We start from the raw sequence: 17447 nt of genomic DNA on the forward strand, positions 1-17447 counted from the left end.
GGGTCAGGCCGCCTGCAGGCGATAGGGAATGGTCGTCGTGACCTTGAGGCCGCGCGGCAACCATTCCCGCACGAACGTTCCCCGCAACTGGCGCTCGATGCTCAGCCGGATGAGATCGGACCCGAAGCCCTGATGATCGCCGGGCGGCGCGCTGTCGCCCTTGCTCTCCTGCCACTCGAGCCTGAGCTGTTCGGAAGACCCTGAGATCATCAGGTCGACAAACCCTTCCGGCGAGGACAGCGAACCATATTTGACGGCGTTGGTCGCCAGCTCGTGAAATACGAGGGCGATGGGGGTCATGTAGGTTTCGGCGAGCAGCACATCGTCGCCGCGAATGCGGATGCGCTCGATGCCCTCCAGATTATAGGCGGCGAACAATTCGCCCAGCAGCCCCTGCAGCGTCAGCGCCTGCGCGCCCTCGCGCGGCTGCACATAATCATAGGCCCGCCCCAGCGCGGCAATCTGGTCGCTCATCTTCGAGCTGAAGCCCTTGAGTTCAGGAACGCCGCGACTGGAGAGGTAGAGCAGCGAGCCGATGACCGTGAAGATGTTCTTGATGCGATGGACCAGCTCGCGCGAGAGAAGCTCCTTCTGCTCGCGCATGATCCGCTGATCGTGAATATCCGTGCAGGTGCCGAACCAGCGCACGATGTTGCCGGCATCATCCCTGATCGGCAATGCGCGCCCGAGCGTCCAGCGATATTCTCCATCGAAACGCCGCAGGCGATATTCGATTTCGTAGGGATCGCCAGTGGCCAGCGAATGGCTCCACACCTCCCAAGCCTTGGCCTGATCGTCCGGATGGAACTGGCCGTTCCAGCCGGTCCCGTCGGTCCGGCCGAGCTGCGCACCGGTAAATTCGTACCAACGCGCATTGTAATAATCATGATAGCCATCGGCCCGCGTGGACCAGACCATTTGCGGCATGGCGTCGGCCAGCACCCGGAAGCGCTCCTCGCTCGCCGCCAGATCGGCTTCGGCGGCATTCTCCCAAGCCCGATGCGCGAGCATGACCCGTCGGGCCTCCAGCCGCCGCATCGTGGCTTCCGCCAAGACGGTGAGGCCCTGACGTTGAATGTCGGTCAGCCCAGCGCGCGGTTCGGGCGAAATGACACACAGCGACCCCAGCGCCTCGCCACTCTTGGACACAAGCGGCGCCCCGGCATAGAAGCGAATATGCGGTTCGCCGGTGACGAGCGGATTATCCTGAAAACGGCCGTCTTGCGTCGCGTCGCCTACGTCCATGACATCATGGCCGAGCATCGCGTGCGCGCAGAAAGACATGCTCCTGGGCGTCTCGGTGGCGTCGATCCCGGTCTTCGCCACGAACCTCTGGCGATGCTCTTCAACCAGGCTGACCAGCGCGATGGGGCAATCGCAGAGCTGGCCGGCAAACTCGACGATCCGGGTCAGTTCCTCGTCGCCGAACAGCCCGTCGATCTCATAGGCCTCAAGCGTGATGCGCTCTTCGGGCGAAACAGCGTCGCGGTTGCTCTCAGCGCTCGCCATGGGCGCTCACAATCCGGCCTCGGCAGACGTAAGGCTGCGCGCGTGAAGAGGGCCAATATGTGAGGAGCAAGATCGTCATGGGGAGACACCCATGTAGGAGCGCAAAAGCGGAAGTCCATGCGGACTTTTGCGTATCTGCGGGATTTCGTCGCAGGAAGCGTCTCTCAATCAGTCATTTCTTGATCTCTGGCGCAGATTCATCCCAACCGGCGGTCGATCCACACCACCGCGGCTCCGACGAGCATGAAACCCAGAGCGATGAGGCCCACGGTCACGCCAACCTGCGCCCAGCCATGGCGGGAGACATCGAGGAAGGGATAGGGGTAGCGCCCATCGAACTGCGCGCGCCCGATGGCATAGGCCAGATAAGCCAACGGCAGCAGCGCCCAGCGCAGCGTATCGGCATAGACCAGCCGTCCCTTGGGCACGAACACGAGCCAGTAGAGCGCCACCGCAGGCGGGGCGATGTAATGGAGCAGGAGGTTCGAGGTCTCGGCGGGGCCGCTGAGGCTTTCCGTCGCGCGCAGCAGCACCGCATAGACGATGCCGATCAGTCCCATGGCCAGCATCACGCCCGCGAGCCGGCGGGGATGACTCGGTGCCTTCGCGCCCAGCGCGACGCCGAACAGCACCACGCAGCTGAGCAGATTGCCGATCACCGTGAAGAAGCGCAGCATCGTCCACGCGGCGGCCTGGGGTGAGCCCGTCGTCTCCAGAGAGACGGCAAAGCGGATCGAGAGTCCGGCAAAGGCGATGAGGCCGACAAGCAGCGCCGCGATGCGCGCGGACATGGACAGCGTCTTGGTGGGTGAGCGCATCTCTCGGCCTAGCTCTGGCAAGTGGGGCAGTAAAAGGTGGAGCGGCCTGAATCTACCCGGCGCTTCACCGTGCCGCCGCAGGGGCAGGCCAGTCCTTCCCGCCCATAGACGCGCCAGTCCTTGGCGAAATAGCCAAGCTCCCCATCCGGCCGCGCATAATCGCGCAGCGTGGAGCCGCCGGCGGCAATGGCGGCCACCAGCACCGCGCGAATGGCCTCGACCAGCCGCGCGAGCCGCGCCCGCGAGATCCGCCCGGCCGCGCGCGTCGGCGATATGCGGGCGATGTTCAGCGCCTCGCACACATAGATATTGCCCAGCCCGGCGATGATCCGCTGATCCAGCAGCATCGCCTTGATCGGTGCCGCCCGCCCCTCCAGCGCCTGCGCCAGATAGTCGGCCGTCAGCGCATCGCCCAGCGGCTCGGGGCCAAGCGCCGCGAAGGGCGGATAAGCGCCCAGCGCATCGCTTGGTGTCAGGTGCACGAACCCGAACCGGCGCGGGTCATTGAGGGCGAGGCGGTGGCTGGCGGTCTCCAGCAGCAGATGATCGTGCTTGCCCACCTCGCTCGGGTCGATCCGCCAGCGCCCGGACATGCCGAGGTGGAAGATCATCGTGTCGCCACGATCGGTATCGATCAGGCCATATTTGGCGCGCCGGCCTAGCCCGGTGATTCGCGCCCCGGTGAGCCGCTGGCGCAGATCGACCGGGAAGGGAAAGCGCAGGTCCGCCCGGCGCGGCTCGACCAGCGTGAGTTGCGCCCCGTCGAGCACCTGACGCAGGCCGGCAACGGTGGTTTCGACTTCGGGAAGTTCAGGCATTCCTGCAGGCATAGGCCGAGGCGCGGCCGGCGCCAACAGGCATCAGAGCCAAAGTTGCCAGGGCAGCAGCAGGGGCGCGCAGAAGAGCAGCGCCAGCGCCAGCATCAGCCGCGCCTTGCCGGGCACCGCCAGCTCATCGGGCACCAGCCCATCGGGCCGCGCCCACAGGAACGGGCAGGCGAGGAAAGCCAGCGCGCCCAGCCCCAGAGCTACCAGCCGGGCCCCCAGAAAAGCGCCGTCCAGCCACAGCCCCATCGCGCCAAAGGCAAAGCCGAGGGTCAGGACCCACATCAGCAGGCGCATGGTCGGGGCTCTTTGCTCATGCCCTCAAAAAACGGATCGAAGCGCCGTCTCTTTAGCGAGGAACGTGCGCGAAAACCGCTGGCTCTTCGGCGGCTTTCTCCGTAGCGAAATGCCATGGCTCTTCCCGATGACATCACCCTCGCCAGTGCCCTTGCCGACGCAGCGGGCGCCGCGATCCGCCCCTTTTTCCGCGCGCCTTATGACATCGAAGCCAAGGCCGACGCCTCGCCGGTAACAGAAGCCGATCGCGCGGCGGAACTGGCGATGCGCGGCCTGTTGGAGACGCAGCGTCCGGCGGATGGCATCATCGGCGAGGAATTCGGCACCGTTCGCGAAGGGGCGTCACGCCAGTGGGTGCTCGACCCTATCGATGGCACGCGCAGCTTTATCGCGGGCCGCCCGATCTTCGGGACGCTGATCGCCTTGATGCAGGACGGCTGGCCGATCCTCGGCATCATCGATCAGCCGATCAGTGGAGAGCGCTGGGTCGGCGCCATGGGTCAGCCGACATTGTTCAATGGCAAGCCTGCGCGCACCCGGCGATGCCGGGCTCTGGAAGGCGCGCAACTGGCCACCACCAGCCCCCATCTGTTCAGCGCGCATGAGGGCGAACATTATCTCGCGCTCGCCGCAGCCGTTGCCGGCGACCGACTGGGTCAGGGCCCGATCTATGGCGGCGACTGCTATAATTACGGCCTGCTGGCGAGCGGCCATGTCGACATCGTCTGCGAAACCGGCCTCAAACTCCACGACTTCGCAGCGCTCGTCCCGGTGGTTGAGGGTGCCGGCGGGCACATGTGCGACTGGTCTGGCGAGCCGCTCCATGAAGCCAGCGCTGGCGACGTCATCGCCATGGGCGATCCCGCCCGCCTCGAAGATGTCATCGGCGCCCTGTCCCATCATCACGACTGACGGGCCAGGGCCGCGTTTTTAGTCGACGACCGTCCCGACCACGGCGCCGGCCGCGCCACCGACAGCGGCACCCTTGCCGACGTCATTGCCGGTCACGGCAGCCGTACCGGCGCCCGCCGCCGCGCCGATGCCAGCGCCTTTGAGGGTCGAACAACCCGAGACAGCCAAGGCGCTGGCCGTGATGAGGCCGATCAGAACGAGTTTCATGATGCATTCCTTCCAGCAAATTCCTGCTGAACAAATGCGCAAAGCCTCCGCGTCGTTCCCGACCGCTGCGGCGCCGCTGCCTAGGCCTTGAGAACCGCCTGCCACTGATCGGGCTTGAAACCGACCAGCAGGGCGCTTGCTCCCGTTACCACCGGGCGCTTGATCATCGAGGGATGCTCGATCATCAACGCGATGGCCTTGGCCTCATCGATTCCGGTCCTGGCGTCATCCGGCAGTTTGCGGAACGTCGTACCGGCGCGGTTGAGCAGCACGTCCCACCCTGCCTGCTTTGACCAATCGGCCAGCTCTGCCGACGTTGGCGGCGTCTTTTTATAATCGCGGAAATCATGCGCGATGCCCTGATCATCCAGCCATTTGCGGGCCTTCTTCACCGTGTCGCAATTGGGGATGCCGTGCAGGGTCAGGGACAATGCTCTCTCCTTGAAGAACAGACTGGAAGGTGGAAAGCAATCAGACCGGCGCGCCCACCTCGGCATCCTCGAACTTGTCGGCCAGCGTCAGGCGGTCGAGGATGGCGGCGGTCTCGTCGCGGACCTTGAGCATGATGCGCCGCAGCTCGCACTCATCTTCCGGCAGGCAGTTTTTGCAGGGCTGGTGCGCGTAGCGGCTGGCACAGGGCACGAGCGCCAGCGCGCCATCCGTGAGGCGGAAGATGTCGCCATAGCGGATGTCGATCGGCGGCAATGCCAGCCAATAGCCGCCTTCCCGCCCGCGCCGCGTCGCCACGAGGCCCGCACGGCTGAGTTCCGACAGGATCACGGTCAGAAATTTGGCGGGAATATTCTGCGCGACCGCAATATCGGTGAGCTGGATCGGCCCCTCACCATAATGCCGCGCCAGGTGCTGGAGAGCGCGGATGGAATATCGCGTGCGTTGCGAAAGCATACCAACCTATTTGGCAGAGAATGCTGTCCGCGCAAGGGGCAAGCCCGCGCAATCGCTCGATAGCGGTTCTTTTTCAATCTAGGGAACGGGCCGTGACGCGCGCCACGGCCCTTCCGATTGTTAAGCGGCCTGCTTGCGCCGCTCGGCCAGCTCGTCGTTGAGCATTTCGGCCAGCAGGAAAGCCAGCTCCAGGCTCTGCGCCGCGTTGAGGCGCGGGTCGCAATGCGTGTGGTAGCGATCCGCGAGGCTCTGCTCGGTGATGTCGATCGCGCCGCCGGTGCATTCGGTGACGTTCTGGCCGGTCATCTCGGCATGGATGCCGCCGCCGAAGCTGCCCTCGGCGCGGTGCACGGCGAAGAAGCCGCGCACCTCGGCGAGGATGCGCTCGAACGGGCGAGTCTTGTAGCCATTGGCCGCCTTGATGACATTGCCGTGCATCGGATCGCACGACCACACCACCGGATGCCCTTCACGCATCACCGCCCGCACGAGCGGGGGCAGCGCGCCCTCGATCTTGTCATGGCCATAGCGCGTGATGAGCGTGATGCGCCCTGCCTCGCGGCGCGGATTCAGCGCATCGAGCAGGCGCAGCAGCACATCGGGCTGCAGGCTCGGCCCGACCTTCATGCCGATGGGATTGCCGATGCCGCGCAGATACTCGACATGGGCAGAGCCCTCGAAGCGCGTCCGGTCGCCGATCCACAGCATGTGCGCGCTGGTGTCGTACCACTGGCCGGTGAGCGAATCCTGACGGGTCAGGGCCTGCTCATAAGGCAGCAGCAGCGCCTCGTGGCTGGTGTAGAAGCTGGTGCCGCCAAGCTGGGGCACCGTGTCCGGCGAGAGACCGCAGGCCTTCATGAAGTCCAGCGCCTCGCCGATGCGATCGGCCATCTCGCTGAACTTCTGGGCCCAGGGGCTGCGGCCCATGAAATCCAGCATCCAACCATGCACCTTGTCGAGGCTGGCATAGCCGCCGGTCGAGAAAGCGCGCAGCAGATTGAGCGTGGCGGCCGACTGATTGTAGGAACGGATCATGCGCGCCGGATCGGGCTCGCGGCCGTCCGCCGTGAACGCGATGTCGTTCACATTATCCCCACGATAGCTCGGCAGCTCGACGCCATCGATCGTCTCGGTCCCGGCCGAACGCGGCTTGGCGAACTGGCCGGCCATGCGACCCACCTTCACCACCGGCAGCTTGCTGGCAAAGGTGAGCACCACCGCCATCTGCAGCAGCACGCGGAACGTGTCGCGGATGTTATTCGGGTGGAACTCGGCGAAGGATTCGGCGCAGTCCCCGCCCTGCAGCAGGAACGCCTCGCCATTGGCGACCTTGGCCAGATCGGCCGTCAGGTTGCGGGCCTCGCCTGCAAAGACGAGCGGCGGAAAGGTCCCAAGCTGCGCCTCGGCTGCCGCGAGTGCCGCAGCATCGCGATAGATCGGCATTTGCAACCCTTCATGATCCCGCCAGCTTGCGGGCGACCATTTCGCCGTCATGATATTCCAGACTCCAAGCGTGTTCGCGCCACAACATGGGGTGTGGCGGACAAGGGGCAAGCCCCTACGCGTTTGAGGGCTTTGAGGCAAGGCGGTTGGGGATCAGAGGCGCGAGGAGGCGCGGGCGCAGCAGCGTCGTGACGTAAGATCCACAGGTCGCATAGTTGGGAGATCGATCCAGTTTTCCCGTGAACAAACGGAGCGCCTGCCGCGTAACATGATCCGGAGGTCCGTAAAAACATTAAACACATGGTGAACGGAGACACTCTAATCGCGCGGCGAAATGTTGAGAATTTAGGCCGTTTCTCGAAGTAAATGGCGTCGAAATCTCCGGAACATTCAGAAAAATCGTATGATGAAGGTCCGGTTTTGCTGGATTCATAGGCGCTATCAGGCGAAATGGACTCGGGAATCGGGAACGGGGGGCTGTCAAATCGACAGCGCGGATTATGAGCCTTCTGGCTGACTATAACTGGCCATTCGCGGTATCGCTCGGCGTGATGGTTCTTCTCGCGGCCCTGCAGGTGCTTGGACTCGGTGACCTGTTCAGCAGCACGGAAACCGACCTGGACGCGGAATCGAGCGGAAGCCCAGCCGATGGACTGTTGAGCCTGGTCGGTGTGGGCCGCGTGCCGTTCATGATCTGGCTGGCGGTGCTCCTGCTGCTTTTCGCGGCGATCGGCGTGAGTATACAAAGCCTGTCCGGCGCCTTCCTCGGCAAGGCACTGGCCCCGTGGCTGGCAGGCCTCCTTGCTTCGGTTGTAGCTCTACCAGCGACGGGAGCACTCGTGCGACCGCTCTCGCGCATCCTGCCAGGCGACGAGACGACGGCGGTAGAGATCGAATCCCTCCTTGGTCACCGCGCGAAAATTCTCACCGGTCGCGCCAGCCGCGGAAGCCCAACCCGCGCTCAGGTCATTGATCATCATGGTCAGATGCACCTTGTGATGGTGGAGCCCCATCATAGTGACACCGAAATGGGCGAAGGCGACGAAGTTCTCCTCGTGCGCCGGGAAGGAGAGCGGTTTTACGCTGTAGCCCTAGAGGAAAAACGTTTGGCGCCGATCTGACGGCGAGGGGAGACTGGAATGCAGGGACTGGACCTGATGGATATTGCAATCTGGGCAGGCGCGATCTTCGCCTTGCTCCTGATCTTCGGCTTTACGATCGCGCGACTTTACCGGCGCGCCACGAAGGAAGTGGGCTTCGTCCGAACCGGATTTGGCGGAGAGAAGGTGGTCATGAACGGCGGGGCGCTCGTGCTGCCCGTGCTGCACGAAACCATGCCGGTCAATATGAACACGGTCCGCCTCGCGGTGGAGCGCAAGAACATGGATGCGCTGATCACGCTCGACCGGTTGCGGATTGACGTGAAGGCCGAATTCTATGTCCGCGTCCGCCCCGATGCAGGCGCAATAGCCATGGCTGCGCAGACGCTTGGCCTGCGCACGATGCAGCCGGAAGCTCTGAAAGATCTCGTCGAAGGAAAGTTTGTCGACGCGCTTCGGTCTGTTGCGGCCGGAATGAGCATGAACGAACTGCATGAAAAGCGCGCCGACTTCGTTCAGAAGGTGCAACAGGTCTCATCTGTGGATCTCGCGATGAATGGCCTGGAACTGGAATCCGTTTCACTGACGGGGCTGGACCAAACGAGCATCGAGCATTTCAACGCCAACAACGCATTCGATGCGGAGGGTCTGACCAAGCTCACCGAACAGATCCAGCAGCGCAAGAAGCTGCGCAACGATATCGAAATGGACACGCGGGTCCAGATCGAGACGAAGAACCTCGAAGCCGATCAGCGCAGTCTGCAGATCAGCCGCGATAACGAGTTCGCGCGGCTGGAGCAGGAACGCGAGGTCGAAATGCGGCGTGCGGCGCAAGCGGCAGAAGTCGCTCGGGAGCAGGCACTGCGCAGTCAGGAGGCGGAGGCCGCGCGGATCGACGCCAAGCGGCTGATCGATTCGCAGCAGATCGAAGCTGACCGCTCGATCGAACAAGCCCGCATCGCACAGGCCCAGGCCATAGAAATCGCCCGGCAGGAACAGCAGATCGCCGTTCAGAACAAGAGCCGGGAAGAAAGCCAGGCAAAGGCCGAGGCTGACGCCGCTCGCGCCAAAGCGGCAGCGGCCGAAGAACAGGTTATCACCAGCCGCGAAACGGAAGTGGCCGAGCGTGACAAGCGCATCGAACTGATTGAAGCGGCGAAAGCAGCGGAACGCGAAGCGATCAAGCTGAAGGTCCAGGCAGAAGCCGAAAAGGATGCGGCCACGAACCACGCCGAGGCTATTCGACGCGCAGCTGAGGGCGAGGCCGATGCGACGAAGCTGAGAGCCGAGGCCGACCGCGTGCGCTTCGAAGTCGAAGCAGCAGGTCAGCGCGCTGTCAACGAAGCCGCAAACCTCCTATCCAGCAGCCAGATCAGTCTTCAGACGAAGCTGGCGCTGCTCAAGGTGCTGCCGGACCTGGTGCGTGAAAGCGCCAAGCCGCTTGAGGCAATCGACTCCATCAAGATCGTTCAGGTGGATGGCCTCACGCAAAAAGCGGCTGGCCCCGCCAATGCAGCGCCCTCGGGAGGAGGATCGGGCAACCTTGCGCAGGACGCCCTCTCAGCGGCCCTCGCCTATCGAGCGCAAGCGCCGGTTCTCGACGGCCTGATGAAGGAACTGGGGCTTGATGGACGCTCGCTCGACGGGCTTGTCGCCGGAGGCATGGCAGACGAGGCAAGCCCGCGCGACGGGCGGAGCGATACTGGCGAGAGCGCTAAGAGACTGAAGGGTAGCCAGGCGCAGGAGCGGTCGGAAAAGTTGTAACGCAGATGCACCGGGCTGTGGAGGGACGTGACTATGCCGCCTCCGCAGCCTGCTGCCACTTAGCGGCTCGGCACGATGGTCCTCGTTGATGCAACGCACAGGATCATTCCGACACCCGCCGCAATCCATAGCGCTGAAGAGCCCAGCCTTGCATAAGCGAAAGCCCCGGCAATCGCGCCGGTCATCAGCCCGCTCCACAGGCCGAGATCGACTCGCCAGTGGCTCGCATCCTTGCCGGTCAGGCGGTTGGCGAGCGCCTGACCCAACCGGACGAGCGCGCCGGTCATGTAGGTGAGCCCCACCTTCACCTCGCCATTGTCAGCGAGCGCGGCATTTTCGGCGCCCATGGCCATGACCATGGCGGCCAGTGCCAGAGTGGGGGAAAAGGGTGCGGCGAGCGCGGCCATTAGGAGCAGCGCCGTCACCAGGCCGAGCACGGCCGGACGGCGATGCGCGCCCGCGCGATGCCCCACCAGTCCGCCCAGCACGACGCCCATAACGAACCCGGCAATCAGGCCCGCGGCGGTCAGCGCGGCGCTGGAGCCCTCGCTGATCCCCACCGCCAACCGCGTCGAATTACCGCTCATGAACGAGACGAAAAAGCCGCCCGCAGTGAGGAAGCCCAGCGCGTCCACGAAACCGGCCAGCGCGGAGAGCGCGATGGCGAGGTTGAGCAGGCGGGCGTCGGACCTCAGCATCGCTCGCGCCTAATAATCCCGATTGAGATCGGCGACATGCTCCAAGGGCTCGCCGGCCAGATAGTGGCGGATGTTCCGCGCGAACCGCTCGGCGCCGCGCTGGAAGGCGCTGGTCTGGCTCGGCCCCGCCAGATGCATGGTGACGAGCACATTCGGCGCGCGCCACAGCGGGTGTTCGGGCGGCAGGGGTTCCGGCGTCGCGACATCGAGGAAAGCGCTGCCCAGATGCCCGGCCTCCAGCGAGGCGATGAGTGCGGGCTGATCGATCAGATCGCCGCGCGCGATGTTGATGAGGCGAGCCCCCGGCTTCATCGCGGCCAGTTCCGGGGCGCCGATCATCGCCCGCGTCTCGCTGGTGTTGGGCGCGGCGATGATGACGAAATCGAACTCCGCGAGGCGCGGGCGCCAGTCATCCGGACCGATCACCGCATTGGCGCTGTCCGCTGAGCGGCGCACGCCGGTCACCTGAACGCCAAAGGCGCGCAGGCGGGTGCCGATCTCCCGGCCGATGGCGCCATAGCCGATCACCAGCGCCCGCGCGCCGAGCAGCTCGAAATTGCCCGGCGGCCGCATCAGCCAGTTTTGCCGGTCATGGGCGCGCACGACCTCGTCCAGTCGCTTGGCCAGCACCAGCGCGCCCATCACGGCATAATCGGCAATCACGTCCGGCATCAGGCCAGCGCCATTGGTGAAGATCTGGCCGCGCGCGCGCATCTCCGCGATCGGGAACGCATCGAAGCCCACGATCACCGTGTGGATCCACTTGGCGTTCACCGCCGCGCGCGGACCCTTGGCGTAGACATTGCCGGCGAATTCGTCGAACCAGCCGATTTCCGCCTCCGGCGCCAGAGCCATTGCCTCTTCGGCCGTAGAGAATCCGCGCAACGTCACGCGCCCGGCGATCTCGGCGCCCAGCATGGCTTCCAGCCTCTCCCGCTGCGCTTCCGGCAGAACGATGAGCGGTTTATGCGCCATGATCGAGCCTCCATTCCCAGCCGAGCGGATCGCCGTCCATGACCTCGACGCCGGCGGCGAGCAGTTCGTCGCGCAGCGCATCCGAGGCCGCGAAATCCTTGTCGGCCCGCGCAGCCTTGCGCCGGTCCATCAGCGCCGCGATCGCGCCTTCATCGATGGCAGCCGCCTTCGGACGCAGGCGCAGTGCTTCCCGCTCCAGTGCGAACAGCCCGAGGCCGAGCACGCTCTCCATCGCCTCCACCAGCGCGCGCTTCTCGTCGGCCGGCACCTTCTTCATCGCCAGCGCCTCATCCAGCACGGTAAGTGCGACCGGCGTGTTGAGATCATCGCTGATCGCGGCATCGAAGCGCTCCAGCAAGGGCGTGAGCCTGGGGTGCGTCACCGCGTCGGCCGCAGCCACCTCACGCAGGGGCGCCGCGCTCATCAGCATCCGCTTGAGCCGGGTCAGCGCCGCGCCGAGATTGTCCCAGCTGAACTCCAGCTCCGAGCGATAATGCGCCTGCAGGCACATCATCCGATAGGCGAGCGGATGATAGCCCCGGTCGATGAGCAATTGCAGCCGCAGGAACTCGCCCGATGATTTGCTCATCTTGCCGGTGCGGTCGATCAGGAAATTATTGTGCATCCACAGCCGTGCGCCGGAATGGGCCGCGCAATCGAGATGGCCGTGATCGGCATCATAGCCCTGGATCGCCTGATTCTGGGCGATTTCATTGGGGTGATGGATCTCGCGATGGTCGATGCCGCCGGTGTGGATGTCGAAAGGCAGCCCCAGCAGCGCGCGGCTCATCACCGAGCATTCCAGATGCCAGCCCGGTGCGCCCTTGCCCCAGGGAGAGTCCCATTCCATCTGGCGCGTCTCACCCGGCGGCGTCCTGCGCCAGATGGCGAAATCGGCGGCGTGGCGCTTGCCCTCGACCGGATCGATGCGGCTCTCGCCCTCGTCCGTCGCGGCGCGGGCAAGGCGGCCATAATCGGCAACGGTGCTGGTATCGAAATAGAGGCCGGTCGGCAGCTCATAGCAGTGCTGGTCGGCAATGCTTTTGGCGAACTCGATCATTTGGGGGACGAAATCGGTCGCGATCGACCAGTGCGCGGGCTGGCGGATGTTCAGCGCCGCCACGTCCGCCCAATAGGCTTGCGTATAATGCTTGGCGATGTCCCAGATCGACTGCGCCTGCTGCGCGGCCATCCTCTCCATCTTGTCCTCGCCGGCATCGCCATCGTCGGTGAGGTGACCGACATCGGTGATGTTGATGACGTGGGTGAGCTTGAAACCCTTGAAACTCAGCGTCCGCCCGAGCGTGTCCGCGAAAACATAAGCGCGCATGTTGCCGATGTGCGGATAATTATAGACCGTCGGCCCACAGCTATAGACCCGCGCCTCGCCGGGGTGAACGGGATCGAACGGCTCGAGCTGGCGCGTAAGACTGTTGAAGAGCTTGAGAGACGGGGCTTGGATCATGGCGCGCCCATGTGAGCGCAGCCAGCGCGCGGGTCAACAGGGCACGAAAGGCCGGAATGCGTTGACGGGGAAAGCGATAGCAATGGTCGAGGGCGGCGCAGGCACCGCCCCCTGACCGAAAATCTTAGCCCTTGGGTGCGAGCACCATGAGCATCTGCCGGCCTTCGAGGCGCGGATAGGATTCGACCTTGGCGATCTCGGCCGTGTTCTCGGCGACGCGCTGGAGCAGCTGCATACCGAGCTGCTGGTGCGCCATTTCGCGGCCGCGGAAGCGCAGCGTGACCTTGACCTTGTCGCCCTCGCCGATGAAATCGACGACCTTCTTCATCTTCGTATCATAATCATGATCGTCGATGTTCGGACGCATCTTGATCTCCTTGATCTCCTGCGTCTTCTGGGTCTTGCGGGCGATATTCGCCTTTTTCTGGGCCTCGTACTTATACTTGCCGATGTCCAGGAACTTGCAGACCGGCGGGTCTGCATTGGGAGAGACCTCTACCAGGTCCAGACCGACGTCCGCTGCCTGCTCGATCGCCTCGCGCGTGAACATCACGCCCAGATTTTCGCCCTCTTCATCAATGACGCGCACCTTGGGCACACTGATGAATTCATTGTAGCGGGGGCCGTTCGCGGGCTGTGGCGCCATCGGGCGGCGCATCATCGGGGGACGTATAGCAGTTTCTCCTGTTGCCAATTCACATATGCGAGATGCGCACCTTACCGGTTTTCCATGAGAACGGAAAGAGGCCGTAGCGCGACACGAGGCGAACTGCGGCGCGAAGGCCACAGTTGCGTGCACCGTGCATTTAGGATCGCAAGCCGCTCACGGCAAGGGCCATCATCAGCGACGCGGTATGATGAGCGGGCCCGGCGTTGCGGCATCCCTCAGCCCGGATGGCGGAAATGAATGAGCGGATAGGGCCGCCCTGCCGGATCGGTCTCCGAGCGCCCGGTACGCACGAAGCCGCGCGCTTCGTAAAACGCGATGGCCTGAGGCGCCTGCTCGCTGGCGTCCACCTTTGCGCCGGGCACCAGCGCGAGAGCGTGCGCGACAAGAGCGCTGCCATAGCCCTGACCATGCACGGCCGGATCGACGAACAGCGAATCGATCTCGTCCTTCCCCATGCCGAGAAAGGCCTGGACGGTGCCGGCCGCATCCGTCGCGACCCACAGGTCGACCGAGGGAAGATGCTCGTGTTCAACCATCCGGTCGATCTCAACCCGGTCCTCCGGCGTGAGAAAGCCATGCGTCGCATCGACCGCTGCCCGCCAGATCGCCAGCGCGCGCGGCAGATCGGCCGGAGTCGCCTTGCGGATGGGGATGCTCATCGGCTTCTCATCATCTAGCTCCTCCTCTTCAGGGGAGGGGCTAAGGTTAGGCCAAATCCGGCGGCGTGGCTTCCGCCACCAGTTGCGCGATGACCTCATCCACGCTCAGCACCTTCTGATGCTCGTCACTGCCGAGACGGCGCAGGGCGACGGTGCCCTCTTCTGCCTCGCGCCGGCCGACGACCAGCAGATTGGGCACGCGCCCGAGGCTGTGCTCGCGCACCTTGTAGTTGATCTTCTCGTTGCGCAGATCGGTCTCGGCGCGGATGCCTGCGGCGCGCAGCTTCTCGACCACCTCGCTCGCATAGCCATCCGCATCCGAGACGATGGTCGCGACCACTGCCTGCACCGGCGCCAGCCACAGCGGGAATTTGCCGGCATAATGCTCGATGAGGATGCCAATGAAGCGCTCATAGCTGCCGAAGATCGCACGGTGGAGCATCACCGGGCGATGGCGCCCGCCATCCTCGCCGACATAGCTCGCATCCAGCCGCTCGGGCAGCACGCGATCGGACTGGATGGTGCCGACCTGCCAGGTGCGGCCGATGGCGTCGGTCAGGTGCCATTCCAGCTTGGGCGCATAGAAGGCGCCTTCGCCGGGCAGCTCCTCCCAGCCATACTCGTCCGTCGCAAGGCCGGCCGCGATGACGGCGTTGCGCAATTCCGTCTCCGCCAGATCCCACATCTCGTCCGAGCCGAAGCGCTTTTCCGGGCGCAGCGCGAGCTTGATCGAATAGGTAAAGCCGAAGTCCTTGTAGATGCGGTCGGCCAGCGCGCAGAAGGCGCGGACTTCATCGACGATCTGGTCCTCGCGGCAGAAGATGTGCGCATCGTCCTGCGTGAACTGGCGCACCCGCATCAGGCCGTGGAGCGCGCCATGCGGCTCGTTGCGATGGCAGCAGCCATTCTCATAGATGCGCAGCGGCAGATCGCGATAGCTCTTGATGCCCTGGCGGAAGATGAGAACATGCGCCGGGCAGTTCATCGGCTTGAGCGCCATCCACTGCGCATCGTTCGACACCAGCGGGCCTTCATCCTCGACGTTCGGCACCTCGTCCGGGATGACGAACATATTCTCGCGATATTTGCCCCAGTGGCCGGACTGCTCCCACTGGCGCGCATCCATCACCTGCGGGGTCTTCACTTCATTGTAGCCCGCATCATCGATGGCGCGGCGCATATAGGCCTCGAGCTGGCGCCAGATGACGAAGCCCTGCGGGTGCCAGAACACGCTACCATGCGCTTCCTGCTGGAGGTGGAACAGGTCCATCTCCTGCCCGATCTTGCGGTGATCGCGCTTGGCGGCTTCCTCCAACCGGAGCAGGTGCGCATCGAGCTGCTTCTTGTTCAGCCAGCCGGTGCCGTAGATACGCGAGAGCATCGCGTTCTTCTGGTCGCCGCGCCAATAAGCGCCGGAGACGCGCGTGAGCTTGAACGCCTGCGGATCGACCTTGCCGGTGGAGGCGAGATGCGGTCCGCGGCACATGTCCAGCCAGTCGCTGCCGGACCAGTAGACAGTCAGATCCTCGTCACCGGGCAGTTCGGCCGCCCACTCGGCTTTGAAGCGCTCGCCCTGCCCCGTCCAGCGCTCGACCAGCTGCTCGCGGGTCCAGACCTCGCGGCGCAGTGGCTTGTCGGCAGCGATGATCTCGCGCATCTTCGCTTCGATGGCGGGCAGGTCTTCCTCGGTGAACGGCCCGCGATCTGCCGGCGGCGCGACGTCATAATAGAAGCCATCGTCCGTGGAGGGGCCAAAGGTGATCTGCGTGCCGGGGAACAAAGCCTGCACCGCCTCGGCAAGGATGTGCGCATAATCGTGGCGGACCAGCTCCAGCGCGTCCGCCTCGTCGCGGGCCGTGACGAGGGCAAGCTGCGCATCGGCCTCCAGCGGGCGGGTGATGTCGACCAGCTCGCCATCCACCCGCGCGGCCAGCGCCGCCTTGGCGAGGCCGGGGCCGATCGCGGCGGCGATCTCCGCCGGCGTGGTGCCGTGCGCAACCTCGCGCTGCGAGCCATCGGGGAGCGTGATTGTCACCTGTTGCGTCATCGGTCTGGTTCCTGCTGTGCGGCTTGCCGCTTAGGCAAGTGCGGAAGACTTGGGAAGAGGCGGAACGGGCCGGATGCGCATGACCGCCCCGATCCGCTGCTGGGATGGGGCCTTCGGTCCTGCGCGCTTCAATCGATGAGGCGCGTGCCGACGACCCCGGTGCTAGTCCGGGTGGTGGGCGTGGTCGCGGCTGTGAAGCGCAGACGAGGCATCGCGGCTTTCATAAGGGGAGCGCGGAGGTTTGTCACCTAGTCGGTGCGTCTTTCAACGGCAGCACCGCGACCCGCATCGGAAGTACCTGATCGCAGCGCAAACCAACCGTTGTTGAGCCGCTCCGACAGATGATTAATAGGCGTAAGGCGCAAAGGGAATGGCGCTCTTGCCGTCCCCATGCCGCAGGCCGGAAGAGGATGAGTGATGACGCTGCGTGCCTGGTTTGTGATACTGTGCAGCATGGCCGCCTTGTGCAGCGAGATCGCTCATGCACAGCCGGTGATCCATGTCGCAGTCTATCGCGGCGCTGCGGGATGTGACGATTGCTCGGAAACCGCCAAACAGGCGATCGAGCAGGTCGATCCGCGATACAAGGTCGATTTCATCGGGCCTGAGGAACCGCGCGACGTCACGTCTGCCAACCTGCGCCATTATGCGATCTATGTGCAGCCCGGCGGCGGGCAGGACATTCGCGCGGCCCTCAAGGCTCTTGGACCACGGCGGATAGCCGCCATCCGCGACTTCGTGTCGCGCGGTGGCGGCTATCTGGGCATTTGCATGGGCGCATATCTTGCTGACGCCAACAACATCGGCCTGATTGATGACGAACTTGACGGCGAGGTGGGGCGGCCGGGGTTTCCGATCACATCGAGCGACGACGCCGCGATTACCGTCCGCTGGGACGGCCAATCCGACACTATCTTCTTTCAAGACGGCCCCTATTTCCCCCGCAGCCGCGAAGCGGGTTTCCGCCCTCTCGGCTTCTATGCCAATGGCGATGTCGCCGCAGCAGCCTACACATTCGGTCGGGGAACGGTCGTCCTCAGCGGTCCGCATCCTGAGGCGGACAAGAGCTGGTTCGAGAGTGCCGGCATTCCGCTCCACCAAATGCCCAAATCGCGTGTGCTGAACGCGCTGCTCAAGGAATTTGCGTATTAGA

The 17447-nt window shown here is 64.4% G+C and carries 18 protein-coding genes; 4 read left to right on the forward strand and 14 right to left on the reverse strand.

Annotated elements, in window-relative coordinates; translation table 11 throughout:
* Positions 1-3 precede the first annotated feature (3 nt).
* The 4 genes from M2343_RS10600 to M2343_RS10615 form a co-directional block, all read right to left on the reverse strand.
* The gene (locus M2343_RS10600; RefSeq protein ID WP_264576609.1) at positions 4-1509 is read right to left on the reverse strand and encodes a PAS domain-containing protein; all 1506 of its coding nucleotides are present in this window, start codon (positions 1507-1509) and stop codon (positions 4-6) included.
* A 197-nt stretch (positions 1510-1706) separates the two neighbouring features.
* The gene (locus M2343_RS10605) at positions 1707-2327 is read right to left on the reverse strand and encodes a Pr6Pr family membrane protein (protein WP_264603882.1); all 621 of its coding nucleotides are present in this window, start codon (positions 2325-2327) and stop codon (positions 1707-1709) included.
* Positions 2328-2335: 8 nt separating this feature from the next.
* A complete protein-coding gene (gene mutM / locus M2343_RS10610) occupies positions 2336-3145 on the reverse strand; it encodes a bifunctional DNA-formamidopyrimidine glycosylase/DNA-(apurinic or apyrimidinic site) lyase (RefSeq protein ID WP_264576611.1) in 810 nt (269 codons plus the stop codon).
* Between the two features lie 42 nt (positions 3146-3187).
* Positions 3188-3448, reverse strand: a complete 261-nt coding sequence (locus M2343_RS10615) for a hypothetical protein (protein ID WP_264576612.1) — start codon at positions 3446-3448, stop codon at positions 3188-3190.
* A gap of 114 nt (positions 3449-3562) precedes the next feature.
* Here M2343_RS10615 and M2343_RS10620 point away from each other — a divergent pair, with 114 nt between their 5' ends.
* A complete protein-coding gene (locus tag M2343_RS10620) occupies positions 3563-4360 on the forward strand; it encodes an inositol monophosphatase family protein (protein WP_264576613.1) in 798 nt (265 codons plus the stop codon).
* 18 nt (positions 4361-4378) lie between these two features.
* Here M2343_RS10620 and M2343_RS10625 read toward each other — a convergent pair whose 3' ends face one another.
* The 4 genes from M2343_RS10625 to M2343_RS10640 all read right to left on the reverse strand — a co-directional run bounded on the left by M2343_RS10625 (position 4379) and on the right by M2343_RS10640 (position 6967).
* Entirely contained in the window at positions 4379-4567 is a 189-nt protein-coding gene (locus M2343_RS10625) for a YMGG-like glycine zipper-containing protein (RefSeq protein WP_181558643.1), read from the reverse strand.
* An 80-nt stretch (positions 4568-4647) separates the two neighbouring features.
* The gene (locus M2343_RS10630; protein WP_264576614.1) at positions 4648-4998 is read right to left on the reverse strand and encodes an arsenate reductase; all 351 of its coding nucleotides are present in this window, start codon (positions 4996-4998) and stop codon (positions 4648-4650) included.
* A gap of 40 nt (positions 4999-5038) precedes the next feature.
* Positions 5039-5473 (reverse strand): RrF2 family transcriptional regulator, encoded by a 435-nt coding sequence (locus M2343_RS10635; protein ID WP_264576615.1) that lies wholly within the window; start codon positions 5471-5473, stop codon positions 5039-5041.
* Between the two features lie 120 nt (positions 5474-5593).
* Positions 5594-6967: a class II 3-deoxy-7-phosphoheptulonate synthase gene (locus M2343_RS10640; protein ID WP_181558640.1), complete on the reverse strand. Its 1374-nt coding sequence runs from the start codon at positions 6965-6967 to the stop codon at positions 5594-5596.
* 449 nt (positions 6968-7416) lie between these two features.
* Here M2343_RS10640 and M2343_RS10645 point away from each other — a divergent pair, with 449 nt between their 5' ends.
* Together M2343_RS10645 and M2343_RS10650 are read left to right on the forward strand one after the other, a co-directional pair.
* Positions 7417-8037 carry a YqiJ family protein gene (locus M2343_RS10645; RefSeq protein ID WP_264576616.1) on the forward strand — a complete coding sequence of 207 codons (621 nt, stop codon included), beginning with the start codon at positions 7417-7419 and terminating at the stop codon, positions 8035-8037.
* A 36-nt stretch (positions 8038-8073) separates the two neighbouring features.
* Positions 8074-9780 carry a flotillin family protein gene (locus M2343_RS10650; RefSeq protein ID WP_413716049.1) on the forward strand — a complete coding sequence of 569 codons (1707 nt, stop codon included), beginning with the start codon at positions 8074-8076 and terminating at the stop codon, positions 9778-9780.
* A 59-nt stretch (positions 9781-9839) separates the two neighbouring features.
* Here the strand turns inward: M2343_RS10650 and M2343_RS10655 are convergent, their stop codons facing one another.
* From M2343_RS10655 to thrS, 6 genes are all read right to left on the reverse strand, one after another.
* On the reverse strand, positions 9840-10478 hold the full coding sequence (locus tag M2343_RS10655; RefSeq protein WP_264576618.1) for a YoaK family protein: 639 nt from the start codon (positions 10476-10478) through the stop codon (positions 9840-9842).
* 9 nt (positions 10479-10487) lie between these two features.
* Positions 10488-11453: an NAD(P)-dependent oxidoreductase gene (locus M2343_RS10660; protein ID WP_264576619.1), complete on the reverse strand. Its 966-nt coding sequence runs from the start codon at positions 11451-11453 to the stop codon at positions 10488-10490.
* Positions 11443-12918 (reverse strand): cysteine--tRNA ligase, encoded by a 1476-nt coding sequence (cysS, locus tag M2343_RS10665; protein WP_264576620.1) that lies wholly within the window; start codon positions 12916-12918, stop codon positions 11443-11445. Before cysS ends, M2343_RS10660 begins: the two co-directional genes overlap by 11 nt.
* Positions 12919-13042: 124 nt before the next feature.
* Positions 13043-13579, reverse strand: a complete 537-nt coding sequence (gene infC, locus M2343_RS10670; protein ID WP_181558636.1) for a translation initiation factor IF-3 — start codon at positions 13577-13579, stop codon at positions 13043-13045.
* 224 nt (positions 13580-13803) lie between these two features.
* On the reverse strand, positions 13804-14247 hold the full coding sequence (locus M2343_RS10675; protein WP_264576621.1) for an acetyltransferase: 444 nt from the start codon (positions 14245-14247) through the stop codon (positions 13804-13806).
* Positions 14248-14293: 46 nt separating this feature from the next.
* On the reverse strand, positions 14294-16294 hold the full coding sequence (gene thrS / locus M2343_RS10680) for a threonine--tRNA ligase (RefSeq protein WP_264576622.1): 2001 nt from the start codon (positions 16292-16294) through the stop codon (positions 14294-14296).
* A gap of 417 nt (positions 16295-16711) precedes the next feature.
* Between thrS and M2343_RS10685 the strand changes: the two genes are divergently transcribed.
* A complete protein-coding gene (locus tag M2343_RS10685; RefSeq protein WP_264576623.1) occupies positions 16712-17446 on the forward strand; it encodes a BPL-N domain-containing protein in 735 nt (244 codons plus the stop codon).
* The last annotated feature ends 1 nt before the right edge of the window (position 17447 follow it).

Origin of the sequence: Sphingobium sp. B8D3B (genome assembly GCF_025961875.1) — a bacterium.
GTDB lineage: Bacteria > Pseudomonadota > Alphaproteobacteria > Sphingomonadales > Sphingomonadaceae > Sphingobium.

Coding starts and splice junctions, on each gene's coding strand:
- thrS (WP_264576622.1), bottom strand. CDS start 16,294: ATGACGCAACAGGTGACAATCACGCTCCCCGATGGCTCGCAGCGCGAG.
- M2343_RS10615 (WP_264576612.1), bottom strand. CDS start 3,448: ATGCGCCTGCTGATGTGGGTCCTGACCCTCGGCTTTGCCTTTGGCGCG.
- M2343_RS10600 (WP_264576609.1), bottom strand. CDS start 1,509: ATGGCGAGCGCTGAGAGCAACCGCGACGCTGTTTCGCCCGAAGAGCGC.
- M2343_RS10675 (WP_264576621.1), bottom strand. CDS start 14,247: ATGAGCATCCCCATCCGCAAGGCGACTCCGGCCGATCTGCCGCGCGCG.
- cysS (WP_264576620.1), bottom strand. CDS start 12,918: ATGATCCAAGCCCCGTCTCTCAAGCTCTTCAACAGTCTTACGCGCCAG.
- M2343_RS10685 (WP_264576623.1), top strand. CDS start 16,712: ATGACGCTGCGTGCCTGGTTTGTGATACTGTGCAGCATGGCCGCCTTG.
- M2343_RS10660 (WP_264576619.1), bottom strand. CDS start 11,453: ATGGCGCATAAACCGCTCATCGTTCTGCCGGAAGCGCAGCGGGAGAGG.
- M2343_RS10645 (WP_264576616.1), top strand. CDS start 7,417: ATGAGCCTTCTGGCTGACTATAACTGGCCATTCGCGGTATCGCTCGGC.
- infC (WP_181558636.1), bottom strand. CDS start 13,579: ATGATGCGCCGCCCGATGGCGCCACAGCCCGCGAACGGCCCCCGCTAC.
- mutM (WP_264576611.1), bottom strand. CDS start 3,145: ATGCCTGAACTTCCCGAAGTCGAAACCACCGTTGCCGGCCTGCGTCAG.
- M2343_RS10625 (WP_181558643.1), bottom strand. CDS start 4,567: ATGAAACTCGTTCTGATCGGCCTCATCACGGCCAGCGCCTTGGCTGTC.
- M2343_RS10605 (WP_264603882.1), bottom strand. CDS start 2,327: ATGCGCTCACCCACCAAGACGCTGTCCATGTCCGCGCGCATCGCGGCG.
- M2343_RS10655 (WP_264576618.1), bottom strand. CDS start 10,478: ATGCTGAGGTCCGACGCCCGCCTGCTCAACCTCGCCATCGCGCTCTCC.
- M2343_RS10635 (WP_264576615.1), bottom strand. CDS start 5,473: ATGCTTTCGCAACGCACGCGATATTCCATCCGCGCTCTCCAGCACCTG.
- M2343_RS10650 (WP_413716049.1), top strand. CDS start 8,074: ATGGATATTGCAATCTGGGCAGGCGCGATCTTCGCCTTGCTCCTGATC.
- M2343_RS10620 (WP_264576613.1), top strand. CDS start 3,563: ATGGCTCTTCCCGATGACATCACCCTCGCCAGTGCCCTTGCCGACGCA.
- M2343_RS10640 (WP_181558640.1), bottom strand. CDS start 6,967: ATGACGGCGAAATGGTCGCCCGCAAGCTGGCGGGATCATGAAGGGTTG.